At 38.5% G+C, this 13036-nt stretch carries 15 protein-coding genes and 3 pseudogenes; 8 read left to right on the top strand and 10 right to left on the bottom strand.

The annotated features are described in order from the left end of the window. Positions 1-17: 17 nt before the first annotated feature. The 3 genes and pseudogenes from tnpC to ACPYIV_RS10845 all read left to right on the top strand — a co-directional run bounded on the left by tnpC (position 18) and on the right by ACPYIV_RS10845 (position 2637). Positions 18-1598, top strand: coding sequence for an IS66 family transposase (gene tnpC, locus ACPYIV_RS10855; RefSeq protein WP_425882967.1), 1581 nt, complete (start codon positions 18-20; stop codon positions 1596-1598). A gap of 356 nt (positions 1599-1954) precedes the next feature. Beyond that, positions 1955-2098, top strand: a pseudogene (locus tag ACPYIV_RS10850) (site-specific integrase); the annotation flags it as partial. Between the two features lie 38 nt (positions 2099-2136). Then, on the top strand, positions 2137-2637 hold the full coding sequence (locus ACPYIV_RS10845) for a DUF6650 family protein (RefSeq protein WP_195668325.1): 501 nt from the start codon (positions 2137-2139) through the stop codon (positions 2635-2637). Between the two features lie 234 nt (positions 2638-2871). Here ACPYIV_RS10845 and ACPYIV_RS10840 read toward each other — a convergent pair whose 3' ends face one another. The 4 genes from ACPYIV_RS10840 to ACPYIV_RS10825 are packed head-to-tail and all read right to left on the bottom strand — an operon-like array spanning position 2872 to position 4150. Beyond that, a complete protein-coding gene (locus ACPYIV_RS10840; RefSeq protein ID WP_135186497.1) occupies positions 2872-3165 on the bottom strand; it encodes a helix-turn-helix domain-containing protein in 294 nt (97 codons plus the stop codon). Positions 3166-3223: 58 nt separating this feature from the next. Continuing rightward, positions 3224-3526 carry a DUF3876 domain-containing protein gene (locus tag ACPYIV_RS10835; protein WP_032575397.1) on the bottom strand — a complete coding sequence of 101 codons (303 nt, stop codon included), beginning with the start codon at positions 3524-3526 and terminating at the stop codon, positions 3224-3226. A gap of 10 nt (positions 3527-3536) precedes the next feature. Next, the gene (locus tag ACPYIV_RS10830; RefSeq protein ID WP_032575398.1) at positions 3537-3854 is read right to left on the bottom strand and encodes a helix-turn-helix domain-containing protein; all 318 of its coding nucleotides are present in this window, start codon (positions 3852-3854) and stop codon (positions 3537-3539) included. Beyond that, on the bottom strand, positions 3851-4150 hold the full coding sequence (locus ACPYIV_RS10825) for a DUF3408 domain-containing protein (RefSeq protein ID WP_032575399.1): 300 nt from the start codon (positions 4148-4150) through the stop codon (positions 3851-3853). Before ACPYIV_RS10825 ends, ACPYIV_RS10830 begins: the two co-directional genes overlap by 4 nt. A 490-nt stretch (positions 4151-4640) precedes the next feature. On the opposite strand from ACPYIV_RS10825, the gene mobA reads away from it, so the two are divergent. Continuing rightward, complete coding sequence (gene mobA / locus ACPYIV_RS10820; RefSeq protein WP_425882963.1) at positions 4641-5090, top strand: conjugal transfer protein MobA; 450 nt, start codon at positions 4641-4643, stop codon at positions 5088-5090. A 74-nt stretch (positions 5091-5164) separates the two neighbouring features. Here the strand turns inward: mobA and ACPYIV_RS10815 are convergent, their stop codons facing one another. The 4 genes from ACPYIV_RS10815 to ACPYIV_RS10800 all read right to left on the bottom strand — a co-directional run bounded on the left by ACPYIV_RS10815 (position 5165) and on the right by ACPYIV_RS10800 (position 7708). Beyond that, entirely contained in the window at positions 5165-5485 is a 321-nt protein-coding gene (locus tag ACPYIV_RS10815) for a helix-turn-helix domain-containing protein (RefSeq protein WP_425882961.1), read from the bottom strand. Positions 5486-5613: 128 nt separating this feature from the next. Next, positions 5614-6000: an RteC domain-containing protein gene (locus ACPYIV_RS10810; RefSeq protein WP_425886518.1), complete on the bottom strand. Its 387-nt coding sequence runs from the start codon at positions 5998-6000 to the stop codon at positions 5614-5616. Then, entirely contained in the window at positions 5984-6226 is a 243-nt protein-coding gene (locus ACPYIV_RS10805) for a hypothetical protein (RefSeq protein WP_281816961.1), read from the bottom strand. The genes ACPYIV_RS10810 and ACPYIV_RS10805 overlap by 17 nt, the downstream gene beginning before the upstream one ends. 528 nt (positions 6227-6754) lie before the next feature. After that, complete coding sequence (locus ACPYIV_RS10800; protein WP_425882959.1) at positions 6755-7708, bottom strand: bifunctional helix-turn-helix transcriptional regulator/GNAT family N-acetyltransferase; 954 nt, start codon at positions 7706-7708, stop codon at positions 6755-6757. Positions 7709-8104: 396 nt separating this feature from the next. On the opposite strand from ACPYIV_RS10800, the gene ACPYIV_RS10795 reads away from it, so the two are divergent. Continuing rightward, the gene (locus ACPYIV_RS10795; protein WP_425882957.1) at positions 8105-9205 is read left to right on the top strand and encodes a DUF2971 domain-containing protein; all 1101 of its coding nucleotides are present in this window, start codon (positions 8105-8107) and stop codon (positions 9203-9205) included. 364 nt (positions 9206-9569) lie between these two features. Beyond that, positions 9570-9803, top strand: a pseudogene (locus ACPYIV_RS10790) (DNA-3-methyladenine glycosylase I); the annotation flags it as partial. 227 nt (positions 9804-10030) lie between these two features. Here the strand turns inward: ACPYIV_RS10790 and ACPYIV_RS10785 are convergent. After that, positions 10031-10516, bottom strand: a pseudogene (locus tag ACPYIV_RS10785) (cupin domain-containing protein); the annotation flags it as partial. 323 nt (positions 10517-10839) lie between these two features. Between ACPYIV_RS10785 and ACPYIV_RS10780 the strand changes: the two are divergent. Both ACPYIV_RS10780 and ACPYIV_RS10775 read left to right on the top strand, forming a co-directional pair. Then, the gene (locus ACPYIV_RS10780; protein ID WP_293739608.1) at positions 10840-11148 is read left to right on the top strand and encodes an RNA recognition motif domain-containing protein; all 309 of its coding nucleotides are present in this window, start codon (positions 10840-10842) and stop codon (positions 11146-11148) included. 190 nt (positions 11149-11338) lie between these two features. Beyond that, entirely contained in the window at positions 11339-11803 is a 465-nt protein-coding gene (locus ACPYIV_RS10775) for a cold-shock protein (protein ID WP_293739609.1), read from the top strand. A gap of 88 nt (positions 11804-11891) precedes the next feature. On the opposite strand, the gene ACPYIV_RS10770 is transcribed toward ACPYIV_RS10775, so the two are convergent. Further along, positions 11892-13007: a glycoside hydrolase family 88/105 protein gene (locus ACPYIV_RS10770; RefSeq protein WP_301704153.1), complete on the bottom strand. Its 1116-nt coding sequence runs from the start codon at positions 13005-13007 to the stop codon at positions 11892-11894. Between the last annotated feature and the right edge of the window lie 29 nt (positions 13008-13036).

Genomic DNA, 13036 nt, shown 5'->3' with positions numbered 1-13036 from the left:
TTTATTACGTGAAAGAGATGAAAACAAAGACGGCAAATAAAGTCCCCGAAGTCAAGGTCCCGCTGGCCGATTACCAAGCGCTGCTTGCCCGACGCAAGGCGTTAGAGGAGGAGCGGATGCAATGGCTACTCGAACGTCAGCGCTTATTGGACCTGAACCAACAGTATGTGTGGGAGATTTACGACCTCAAACGCCGCCTTTGGAGTCCCAAAAGCGAAAAAAGACTTCCCCGGGATCCCTCCCAGTTGAATATCTGCTGGGAAACGCCGGTAGACTCGGCTCCGGTGGAAACCGTGCGTGAAAAAGCACGTGGGGAAGTAGAAAAGGAAGAGAAAAACTACTTGCATGATCGCGACGGGTTCAAAAAGAAGAAACATAAAGGAAATATCCGTAAGCCTTTCCCCCTGGATATTCCTCGGCGGCAGGAGATTCTGGACCCGGCAGGGGACTTGTCGTCTTGTCGCCATATAGGACAGGAAATCACGGAAAAACTGGAGATAGAAAAGAATGTGTATGTCCGTCAAATCATCCGCAACAAATACAAAACCCCGGATGGACGTATCCTGATAGCGCCCCTGCCGGTCCAAGCCATAGCCCACGCCAAGGCAGGCGCCAGCGTGTTATCCCATATCGCAGTGGGCAAATATGGCGACCACCTGCCTCTGTACCGTCAAATAGATATCTTCTCGCGCATCGGCCTTCACCTGCCGGCCTCGACGGTAAGCGACTGGTGCCTGTCCACAGCCCAGGAACTGGAACCAATCTACAACGAATTACGTGAAAAAGTCCGTTCCTCACGCTATGTCATAGCCGACGAAACTCCTTACAAAGTCCAGGGAAGTGACCGTAAGGGGAGCTTACACCAGGGCTACATGTGGAATTTCTACTGCCCGGAGGTGAAGAGCCCTTTTTTCGAGTATCATAAGGGAAGGGGGGCAAGTTGCATCGGGCTGTTGCTGGAGGGTGGGAAAGCAGTCCAAAGCGACGGTTATCAGGTATACGACATCTTTGACGACCTGCCCGGTTACCTGCATCTGTGCTGCTGGGCACATGCCCGCCGGAAGTTCAAAGAAGCCGAGAACAGCGATCCTCCCCGGGCGGGGGAAATACTTTCCCTGATCGGAAAACTTTACAAAACCGAATCCGAAATCAGGGAAAAAGAGCTTGAAGGAAATGCGAAAACGGCTTACCGCCAGGCGGAGGCTTATCCGGTATTGCAGGAAATAGAGGCATGGATCAAGAGTAACATAGGGCAGGTGAAAAGTGGCAGTCCGATGGACAAAGCCATGCAATACACTTATGCCCGTATGGAGCAATTATCGCTATACGTGACTAATGCCGACTTCCATATCGACTCCAACGCAGTGGAAAGAAGCATCCGTCCCCTAACCCTGAACCGTAAGAATACCCTTTTTTCAGGTTCCCACGAAGCCGCCCATGCCGCCGCCATTTTTTTCACACTGATCGGTTGCTGCAAAGAGAACAATGTCAATCCCGAAAAATGGATGCAGGACGCGCTCATCAGGGTGAAAGACGAACGCCTGGCAGTGGCTAACGACTACTCGAGCCTGCTGCCTTTCAACTGGAAAGAAGCGTAATCCCTCCCATGACCAGGCCAAGGCACTGCTTCTTATGCTCTCAAACATGTAAAACGGCAAGTAATAATCGTCTAAAATATAGGATGGCTGGTTATAAATGCGTTCCTTTGCAACGTTGTCCGATGGGAACATCAAGGGGTGACTGGTGGCGGTTTATATGTAAAGACGGATTCTTTCACGTTTTGGGCACAAATAAACACGTACACGTTTGAAACTTTAATTATGAAAATTGGTAGGATGGGTTGTCGCTTGGTTCAGGCGGCAACCCTTGCTGCTTTTATACATATAGTCTTTACAAGCGAAGTTATAGCCCAGGATCCTACTGATTTGGATAAGGATGATGTACCGGGGCGGATGCTTACGATGTATCAATGGAAAATGTATCTAAGATTTTGGGACATTCCAATATCAGAATGACACAGCATTATGCAAAAGTTTTAGATAGGTCTATTATGCGTGATATGGAAAATGTAGAAAAGAATTTTTCCTATGGAGGTTGATTTTCATTATTTTGCGTATCTTTGAAAACAAAAAAACAATGAATAAGTTAGTATTAACCTTTCAGGAAATTAAGAATAGGATTACTGGGTTCAGTTTTCCTCTTTTTGGTGTATCATGGCAACCAAATGAATCAGAGATTAAAATTGCTCAAAAAATAATTAACCAATTAGAAGATAGACGAGTTTTATATTCTCCTTATAAATTAGAATGTCCTCACTATTGTATAGAATCTATATTACAAATTAGAGAATGTTTAACCCAAGAAATATGTAAAGTTTCTCAAAATCAGAATATTTATCAAGATATACAATTATTAAGAGCATCTTGTAGGAAATTTTTAGATACAATACAACCAATACAGAATGAAGTACACAATTGTGACTCCTTTACTACTCTTAGTGGATGGATATTTTTATCTGCATTAGGAGAATTAAGGGGTGTATTTGGTATTATAATATCTAAACTTTCGGTTTCATACGGAATCCATATAAATGGAGAATTGATAAAAATAATTCCATCGAACGATATTGATGAATGATAAAAGAGCATTTTGCATGTTACTTCCCGAAGCTGAATAAGACATTAACAAAAATAAGCTCCGTATTCCGTCCGTTCAAGCCCAAGCCCTATGGGTTTTAAAGAAAATCTCCACACCTCACGATGTTCGGGTAGTATTTTCTTTAAAAGGCTTGCACAGACGGACTACTACACTGGCAAAGTTAATGTTCTTAGTCAGTTTCGGAAAAAAATGTGTTTTTTAAAGGAAGGTAGGTTATTCCTGCCGTTCCTTGTTGTAGTAGGTCTGCAAAAGCCGTTCTATATCGCTTTGGCGGTAGATTATTTTGCCTTTTATCTGAATGTAAGGGATAACGCCCGTATCTCTCCATTCTTGCAGGGTACGGATGCTTACTTTCAGATATTTGGCTGCTTCCCGGTTGCTTAGAAACTTCTCACCGTTCAAATGCGGTCTGCTTTCCTTTGCCAGCCGGCTGATACCGTCTAACATTCTATCCATAGATTGAAAGAACTCTTTTATTAGTTCACTGTTGCCGTTTATCAGTTCCATATTGCCATATCGTTTTATTGATTTATAATTGGTTTGAATGATTGACATATATCACCTGTCAGTTACGCAGATACTCGCCATAATAAGAAATGGAAAGGCTGTCTTTTGCCTTGTCATAGCCGATATAAAGCCGCTTAAAGGCTGAAACAATAAAGTAACGGCTATCTTCTTTCTGTATCTCGTAAGTGGCAGGTTGCGCCTGTCCGTTATCCGATACATGGAGCATCGAAAGGAGATATTTTTTTTTGCTTTGGTATATTATTACCGTAGGATGAAGATTTAAACTTTCCCATGTACCCACAATAGCCGGGAGGGTGAAAGATTGGTTTGCTTCTGAATTGTCATCTTGTTTTCTTGTCATAAGGCGATACTTATTTATTGGTTGGTATATAGTTGTTTTTCTTTCCTGAAAGATGGCTTGCCGTACATTCGGTAACCAGTCTTTCAATATCGGCAGATTTATAGTACAGCTTATTCCCGATTTGGGAGTAACCCAGTTTACCGCTGTCCCGATAGTTCTGCAAACTTCGGATGCTGATACCGAGCAGGGCACACACTTCACGACCTGACAACCATTTATCGGACTGATGATTGTTCAATCTGCAAATGCGTTCCACCTGATTAGCAAAGTTGGCGAACTGACTGCATACCTGTTTAAAGGTCTGTTCCTCAATAGTTACGATATTCATTCTTTATTCTCTTTTGGCTGGTTGAATATTCCTTTTTGCATTTCTTCCCGGTAGAGAACCGAAAGGACATCATTGTACGTATTCAAATGCTCTTCCAGTACGTTATCAATGAAACTTCCGATGCTTACTTGTTTGTTTGTAATCACACCTACAATCTGCATGATACGTTTCTGTATTTCTCCACTTATGTACACGCTTTGACGGTTGCAAACCGCCCGCTTTTTAAGGAACACCGATTTATAGTTTTCCCGTTCCTTGCTTGCAGGTTCCTGTAATGATTGTTTTACTTCTTCCATACTTTCAATTTTTAATGGTTTATGAATAGGTTGATTGATTTTTAATAATGTTGAAAGATGGCAAGCCAGTTTTATGGCAGTATTGCCAAATCGTTAAACGCCTTTCAAACATGTTTTAAAGCCATATTCAAACCTTGTTTGACTGCCTTATATATTGCCACCATTCAATCAATTTTCAGCAAAGAAAAGGGTAAAAACAGATGCTTTTCAAAATGGGGGTACTTTGTCCGTTTGTGTCGCAATTTGACGTAATAGCCCATCTCTCAGGGGTAAACTGCTGTCTGTAATTTTGTAACCGATAAATAGACATAGGAGGAAGCCGAACCGTTTGCTTTGGCAATCTGACCGTAGGGAAGATTTTTATGTTCATTGGAACATAGCAAGTTGTGTTTTGAGGTCCGCGCTTCGCTTTTTGTGCCTCAAAACCTTGCCACCTTAAAAGGTGGTTGGTTTTACTCCGAAGTCGTAAAACCAGTAAATAATTATCATTATGGAACAGAAAAAGAAGCCATTTAACAAAGGTGGGCGCAAGCCCAAACTTGACCCACGAACACACCGCTATTCTCTTAATTTGGACGATGTGGAGAACGCCAAGTTCTTAGCCTTTTACGACCAGTCAGGCTACAAGGTAAAGGCGCATTTCATTAAGAACTGTATTTTCGGGAAATCGTTTAAGGTGCTTAGGATTGATAAAAGCAAGGTTGATTATTACATCCAGCTCTCCCGACTGTTTTCACAATTCAGGAGCATAGGCATACTGTATAACCAAACGGTGAAAGAACTACATTCCAATTTTGCGGAAAAGAAAGCACTTGCCCTGCTTTACAAATTGGAACAATATACTGTTGAACTGGTAAAAACGAACCAGCAAATTATTGCGCTTACCAAACAGTTTGAAGCGTCTTATAAGGAGGAGGGAATAATATCGGCAGAGAAGTAAATACATACTTGCCAAAAGAAAAAAACATCCCGGAACTGCCACGTGTACAGTTTCGGGATGAATTTCACTCTTACTTATTCGTTTCCGTGTTCTTTCTCGAATTTTCGGAGCGTGCCCACATCGAACCGTTCCTTTATGAACTCACGCACATCCGAAGCCCTATAGTAGGCTTTTCCGCTAATCATCATAAAAGGCAGCAGTTTCTTGCTTCTCAATCTCTGCAATGTCCGGGTACTGACTTTGAACAATAGGCATAAATCCTGATTATCCAATAGCTTATCACCCGGCATCACTTCGGGATTGGTCTGCAAACTCTTTACGTCTTTGCCTACTTCATCCAGTTTATCAAGAAGTTTCTGCATCCAGTCTTTAAACTCGTAATTATCTACATACATATTGCTTCATTTTTCTGATTATACATTAAGATTTTCAATCGATTGATGAAGCAAAGTTCAGAAAAGGAAAGCAAACAAATTACAGGGTAGCATACGCTACCCCGTATAAATTGATGCTAAACACCTGATTATCTATACCCTTTATTTTCGTGTTCTTTGCGGATAAGGGTTGCCAGTTCATCAAGGAACTCGCTTAACTTGGCAGGCTTTCGCTTGATGACATCCATGTATTTTTGGTGATAATCGCCCAATTTTATATTAAAGAGCCATTCAAAGGCTTTGCCTAAGTCCGTCAGATGAACAGGTTTTCCATTCTGATATGTTACACGTTTGGAAAGATACAAGCCGCTGACAATTTCCATGACGTTAATAAGGCTTGTCTTGTCTGTCAAATGGAGAGGAGAAAGGAATAGCTTATTTGCGTGTTGCTGGAACTGTTCGGGGTATTTGATGCGCAAATTCACTATGCGTACTTCTGTTTTGATTAGTTCTATCGCTTCATCTATAAGCAACAACAAGGCATTTTTCCCCCTGCTCAAATTGCACACGATACGATTTGAGTCGATGCAAACCAAAGGAAAAATAACGAAGTAAAACGCTATAATCCTGTTCGTTGATACTAAAATCCGCTAAATGTGTAGCCAGTTCTTCAATAGCTTCTGCAAATTCGGATGCAGGAACTTTACGCTGCGAGTATTCCGACAATAGCCGAAAAAATCTCTGATGTAATAATTCATTCATTTTTATATAGATAACTATTCTATAAATGACAGCGTTAAGCAGATAATGATTCCCATTTAACGCTGTCTTAATTTAAAATCACAGATAGTTTTCTCTATACGGAGTAAAGACATCTACAATTTCACACCTATAATAACTTCTAAGGAATGCGATGTGTTTCCCGTTATTGCATAGCTATCACTCTCATGAAGCAAAAGTCTATTTTTTGTATAAGCGTTTCTACTTTCAAACGATATTCACCTGAAATAACATATCCATATTGTTCATGTGGATGCTGATGGACGGGACGAAGTTACCTTTAATATAATTCATTTTTGTTACCATATACTTTTCACCAATCGCTAAAGAGTTCAACGAGATGCCCTCAAATACTTTTTTTTAAAAGCATTTTCTTTTGAAACAAAAATCTTCGTAGTTCTCATTTCCTTATACTTTATACTAAATGATTTATTATCATCTGTTTGATGATTTTTTGTGCATAATTCTGCAATATTTAAGACAAACAATTTACTCACCATAACATTTTACTCATTTTATTACCAATTCCATTTGAATATTGCATCTCTGATACAATGTATTATGCCCAAAAATTTTTTTAAACCCTAACTTCTCATATATATGAATTGCAGGTTTTAAAATAGTGTTACTTTCTAAGTACAGATTTCTTCCCCCTAATTCTCTCGCTTTATTTATAGCAGTCTGCCCTAAAAGAAATCCAATGCCTTTTCCTTGTACTTTAGGACTAACAGCGAGTTTAGATAGTTCATAATCATAATGTTCATCATTCATTTTAAGCAAGGCACAAACACCAACGGGTTCGTTTTTGTAAAGCGCAACAAAAATTTCTCCCCCTTTATCTAAAATTATCTCTTTGGGATTGCTCACTACCGCATAATCAGTTTCTTCCATTTTGAAATATTCGTTTATCCATTCTTCACTAAGCGATTTGAAGGCTTCCTGATAACAAGGTTCATAAAGTGTTATTTTAATGTCCCTGCTTTCTCTTTGCTTTTTCACCTCTTTTACACGTTCCAGTAATGATTTCTTTGATAATAAATATTCCCATTCTTCAATGGCTTGCCATAAATCATTATGTGTTTCAGATGAAATATTTTCTATAGTAATAGTCATATCAGAACATTCTTCAATTAGTATCTCTGACATTTTTTTCCCTTTAGAAGAGAGCATTATTAAGTTTCTTCTTCCGTCGGACTTATCTTTTGTTTCCTTAGCAATCCCTTTTTCAACCATTTCTTTTACAATGTTACTAACCGAAGGATGTGAATGCCCTATTTCTTTTGCGATAGCAGTAATCGTTTTTGCTTCACCATGTGCTAAGACGAAAAAGACTGGAAACCATTTTGCACGAATATCTATTCCATACATTTTGTGAATAAGTTCGGCATCGTTAGTTATTTTATCGGTTAACATTCGTAACCTACTACCAATTGCCATTTTACCTGTTTGATTAAAAAAATCCATATTCTTCTGATTTTATTTAAGTAAATACGTAATTAATTACGCAATTATAAGAAACTTTTTTTATCTATGCAAATTTCATTGGCAATTTGGCAGTTTTAATTAATGTTAATTATTTGATAATAAATAGCTTATGTGTAGCGATAAAATATTGCCCCACTATTCTCTCGCCATTTAGAAATAATATGTTATCTTTGTAGCCTCGTTATTTTAAAAGATGCAATATAATGAAAACGAGAGTAGGCAGCACGTTGCTAAGTCGTTACCCTTTTTAAAGAGATGTTTTGTAACTTATTGTATTACAGTTTAATAGGTTGCAATGTAATAGTAGTTGCGAAAATATAATAGGAAATTTCCTACATACAAAATGGGTCTTATAGATATTTAAGTTTTATAGAAATGAATAATCAGAAATTTAAAGAAGAATTCAAATTACTGTTAGAGAAAACTATTTTCCCAAGCGATATAAAAGATGAAGAACGTAGTAAAGATTGGAACAATATTATTAGTTATATAATAGCTAATGTTCCTTCAAAACTTTATAGATTTAGGGCGTATAATGATTATAGTGTTGATTCTCTAAAAAACAATACTATATCTTTGGTTAGACCAGACATGTTTTATGATATGTATGATTCTTTAATATATGTAGATACAAAAAAAATTGAATCTTTAATTAAAAATGCGTTGAGTCCTACTTCTCTATTAACATTTATCGAATATTGTCATGAAAAAAAAGAGGTTCCACCATTATTTACTTCAATCTTCAATGATGAAATATGTCAATCGGTATTAAAAAATATTTTATCAATGTCAACAGATAATATTGTTGACGGAGTAAAAGCTATTTCAACATGGGACATTACACCTATTAAAGAGTTTGTAAAAAGAAGTGTTGTCCTTACTGAAAAATTAATAAAAGAAAATCCCATGACTAAAATAGCTTGTTTTACAGAGGATGTGTGTTCTAAAATTATGTGGGATAGATATGCAGATGGTTATAAAGGATTTGCTGTAGAATATGATTTTTCGGATTATGTATTTAGTCTTTGTGCTAAATGTGATAAGAGAGATTGTTTAGACAGGGTTCATCCATATTTGTTTCCTATAATTTATTCCGATTGTAGGTATGATGCAACAGAAATAGTACATTATTATTCTACACTGGATATGTCACAACAAACTAAATCTCAAAATAATATTCCATTTCCAGATACTTTGTTTTGGATAAAAGCCTTTTTATATAAAGATAAAGAGACATATGCTTACGAAAAGGAGTGGAGATTTATGTGTTGTTGTGAAAATCGGGTACAGGAAAATCATATAGAGCTAACTGTGAAGAAACCCACAGCAATCTATTATGGTACATATTTACCTCTTGAACAGAAAAAGGAATTGAGTTTAATAGCAAGAAGTAAAGGTATTAAGGAATATGAAATGTATGTTAATAATAATACGGCTTCATATTTACTTAATTATAGAGAAATAGAAAATGATTAGTTTGATATGCGAGTAATATTTAGTATTTTTGCACCAACTCAAACAACCACCGCAACACCAAGCAATCCAAAGAATTGCACACGTGGGGTTATTAGTGGGAGAAAGAATTAAGAGCTTGCTAAGATATTGATTACGTGAGGAATAGAATTAAGGTTCATTTTCCGTACGCACCGCTTTCGAAATAAATAAAAAAGAAAAGCTCTGTAATTCAATGATTACAGAGCTTTTCTTTTTTTTGATTTGGCAAAAAATAGCGGTTTAAAGTAGTTCTCATGTGGCTTATTCGTGGGACTTTTACTCTGTTTATTTGCTTTCCCCCTTGTATATTTTAATAAATACCTTTGGGTATCATAAATAATAAAAGATGGAAGACTTTATCGATAAACGTTGTGGTTGGGCTGGGACTGACGACTTGTATGTGAAATATTACGATGAAGAGTGGGGAAAATTGATTACAGATGACAGAACCTTATTTGAATTTTTTGTTCTGGAAAGTGTCCAGGTTGGATTGGCCTGGATTACGATTCTTCGTAAACGCGAAGGGGATAAAAAAGCAATTTGTTATGCTCATATGCAGGCGGCTGGATTTGTGAATGATCATTTGGAAGGATGTTTTTGTAGAGAAAAGAGCCATACAGATTGCCCGGCATAGCAGTTCCTGAGGTGATAACAATCGATTATTTTCGGACAAAAATAGGATTGTCTCCCATTTATGCCCGAAAATATTTCCACCTTTTTTCCCGTGAAGTGCACCGTCTTCGATAATCTATTATTTACAATAAGGGGGTAGGGTATGTGCCAATTTGTAACTTAAAAAGATATGGACTTCACCGCTTCCTTATATTCCTCGTCGCTCACCGCTTCGAACCATGTGTTTTTGTTACTCTGCGGATTACATTCCACGGCAATATGCGAAAACCAACTGTCGGGAGCGGCTCCGTGCCAATGTTTCACATCCGGCGCTATTTCAACTATATCGCCAGGAAGAAGACGCCGTGCTGTTTTTCCGCTCTCCTGGTAGTAGCCGACACCACCGACGGCAATCAGGATTTGACCTCCGGTATGGCTATGCCAGTTGTTACGGCATCCCGGTTCGAAAGTAACGTTGAACATCGGTACATTCAAATCTTTGTTAGTCGTTAAAGGAGCCAACCAGGATTTGCCTGTAAAATACGTTTCGAATCTTACGTTCTCATTCCCAACCAGGAATTCACTGATTTTTGGAACTTCTGTTTTCATTTTCTGCGCATTTAGGTTGCCAATGCCGATTAGTGCAATCGATACGGCAATAATTATTCTTTTGATTCTCATCTTGCAAAGCTACGGGATTTGTCGGATTCCGGTTGTAGATAAATTACGGGAAAATGTAACTATTTTACAGATGTTGGCTCGACTTGTCGAATTGCTTAATCTCTTGATAATAGGGGAGGACAGATGAATGTTCAGGTATTGTATGAAGCTTTCTGTTTTTTTATAGGGTGATAATGGTTGCCGATTCGATTATTAGTAGTATCTTTGAGTCAGAGTTTGAGTTACGTATTATTAGCGTATAGTTCTTCTTTATTATTAAGTAGGCCTTTCCATTAATTTTCCTCCTCATACCCTATTAGTATTTATTAAAAATGAAATTTTAAATGAACATTTACATTACAGGCTTAAATTATAGCATTAATGATGCTGATTTAAATGATTTATTTGCAGAGTATGGAGAAATTACGTCTGCAAAAGTTATCATGGACAGAGAAACAGGAAGATCCAGAGGATTTGGTTTTGTTGAAATGGTAAACGATGAAGATGGCCAGAAAGCGATCGATGCGCTTAATGGAGCTGAATTTGAGAAAAAGGTAATCTCGGTAAGCGTAGCTCGTCCCCGTGCAGAAAAACCTTCAAACGGCGGATACCGCGAAAGAAGAGGTGGTTATAATAATTCCAGACGATATTGATCTCTTGATAAGGCAGAAGGTTTATCCCTTCTGTCTTATAATTTCCATATAGCTTAGTTAGCTTCTACTCTTCAATGCAATAGCAGGAGTTTTTTATATCCTGTGTTTCCATATCCCGGAAATAATTTAGCATTCCACTCTGAATCCTTACATAATAGGTTGATTATTAATATAAATAAATATAGATTAAATGGCAAAATCCGTAACATACAATAAACGAGAAAACGAAAAAAAGAAACAAGCCCGACGAGCAGAAAAACAAAAAAAGAAAGAAGACAGAAAACTACTTGGCAAAACGAATAGTTTTGATGATATGATAGCTTATGTGGATGAAAATGGTGTAATTACATCAACTCCTCCCGAATTAAATCCAAATAAAGAAGAGATTAAGCAAGAAGAAATTCTCATCTCAACTCCTAAAAAAGAAGAACTGGAGGCGCCAGCCGTATTGAGAGGACGGATAGACTATTTTAATGAATCAAAAGGTTATGGTTTTATCAAAGACCTTGACGGTGCAGAGAAGTACTTTTTTCATGTAAGCAATAATACGCTGACCGATATTTCGGAAAATGATATCGTTACCTTTGATCTTGAACGCGGTTTGAGAGGAATGAATGCTGTTAATATTCGTATAGAAGGCGAATCCCAAGATTAATTTGGAAATGAATCCTGTAACTGACAGCCTCTTATCTTATTGAGGCTGCCCTGTCTCTGATTTTAAGGCAGCCTCGTTTAGGCATAGATCATTCTATCAAAGCAAAACAACACCATAGTATGGGAGCCTGTCCATGATAATCCCCTGTTATTCTTCGGCGGTCATAATAATATTGTTTGTCATTCTTTTTATTGGTTCCGATACAAACTTCTGTAACGTCTCCCTCTTCATTGATATAGGGAATTAATGCCATCCAGGCTTTACGCGCTACCGGTGAATATTCTTTTTTATCCAGCCATCCTTGCTTGACTCCTGTAATCATGGCATATGTAAACATAGCTGTTCCTGAAGTCTCTGCCCAGCAGGCGGGATCGTCTACCAATTGGCTCCACATGCCGTCCGGCATCTGATAGTCTTTCAGATTTTTCATCATCAAACGATACCCTTCCAGGATCCGGGGGCGATCTTGATTGTCTTTAGGCAGGTAGCGAAGTAGCTCTGTCATACCGGCAGCCATCCAACCGTTTCCGCGTCCCCAATAATATGGGACATCCGGTGCATGGTAGAACAGGCCGTTGGGGTGTTGGAGTTTATCCAGATACATCACCATTTCACGGGCGGCACGGTCAATATATTCCCGTTTCCCTGTCGCTTTATATGCTTGCGACTGGATAATCGTGATCATGAACATATCATCGATCCACAAGCGGGTTTGCCAGGAGAAACCTTTTCGGGCCCAGTCCTTTTCTTCCGTAGTTGCCGAATCCGGTAGTTGCCATTGCGTGTCTGCGTAAGGGATGCCCATGTCATAATAGCGTTTATCTTTCGTGATCTGATAAAACTCGAGCGGTAAACAACCAAACATATTCAAATCTACGTGATCCATACGCGGTTGATAATCCGCCTCGGTAGTAAAGAGTGGCTCGAACTTGTCCTTAAGTTGCTTGATCAGTGCATTGTCATCAGCGGCAACTGCATATTTTAAAGCTCCATACCATGTACAAACTTCTGCGTAGTGAATGCCGTCTTTTCCGTTTTTCTTGTGAAACATATGTTTGCCGGAAATAAAGCGTTTGCTTATTTGTGTCCCTACCTCTTCCGGTGTATAGCCTTTTGGAAAGTTCTTGAGATCTGCGTCGGAATTTGTCGAACATCGGGTGAAGAGCAACAGACCTATTATTGGAATAAAATATTTTGTTTTCATATCGTTTATAAATGAGAAGCTGCCCGTTT

The sequence above is a fragment of the Parabacteroides vesiculifaciens genome, from assembly GCF_049860805.1.
In the GTDB taxonomy this organism is placed as follows: Bacteria; Bacteroidota; Bacteroidia; order Bacteroidales; family Tannerellaceae; genus Parabacteroides.
This window is presented reverse-complemented; position numbering and strand designations above follow the sequence as displayed.

Coding starts and splice junctions, on each gene's coding strand:
- ACPYIV_RS10800 (WP_425882959.1), bottom strand. CDS start 7,708: ATGGATTTTTTTAATCAAACAGGTAAAATGGCAATTGGTAGTAGGTTA.
- ACPYIV_RS10815 (WP_425882961.1), bottom strand. CDS start 5,485: ATGTATGTAGATAATTACGAGTTTAAAGACTGGATGCAGAAACTTCTT.
- ACPYIV_RS10840 (WP_135186497.1), bottom strand. CDS start 3,165: ATGGAACTGATAAACGGCAACAGTGAACTAATAAAAGAGTTCTTTCAA.
- ACPYIV_RS10770 (WP_301704153.1), bottom strand. CDS start 13,007: ATGAAAACAAAATATTTTATTCCAATAATAGGTCTGTTGCTCTTCACC.
- ACPYIV_RS10825 (WP_032575399.1), bottom strand. CDS start 4,150: ATGGAAGAAGTAAAACAATCATTACAGGAACCTGCAAGCAAGGAACGG.
- ACPYIV_RS10780 (WP_293739608.1), top strand. CDS start 10,840: ATGAACATTTACATTACAGGCTTAAATTATAGCATTAATGATGCTGAT.
- ACPYIV_RS10775 (WP_293739609.1), top strand. CDS start 11,339: ATGGCAAAATCCGTAACATACAATAAACGAGAAAACGAAAAAAAGAAA.
- ACPYIV_RS10845 (WP_195668325.1), top strand. CDS start 2,137: ATGAATAAGTTAGTATTAACCTTTCAGGAAATTAAGAATAGGATTACT.
- ACPYIV_RS10830 (WP_032575398.1), bottom strand. CDS start 3,854: ATGAATATCGTAACTATTGAGGAACAGACCTTTAAACAGGTATGCAGT.
- tnpC (WP_425882967.1), top strand. CDS start 18: ATGAAAACAAAGACGGCAAATAAAGTCCCCGAAGTCAAGGTCCCGCTG.
- ACPYIV_RS10795 (WP_425882957.1), top strand. CDS start 8,105: ATGAATAATCAGAAATTTAAAGAAGAATTCAAATTACTGTTAGAGAAA.
- mobA (WP_425882963.1), top strand. CDS start 4,641: ATGGAACAGAAAAAGAAGCCATTTAACAAAGGTGGGCGCAAGCCCAAA.
- ACPYIV_RS10835 (WP_032575397.1), bottom strand. CDS start 3,526: ATGACAAGAAAACAAGATGACAATTCAGAAGCAAACCAATCTTTCACC.
- ACPYIV_RS10805 (WP_281816961.1), bottom strand. CDS start 6,226: ATGAATGAATTATTACATCAGAGATTTTTTCGGCTATTGTCGGAATAC.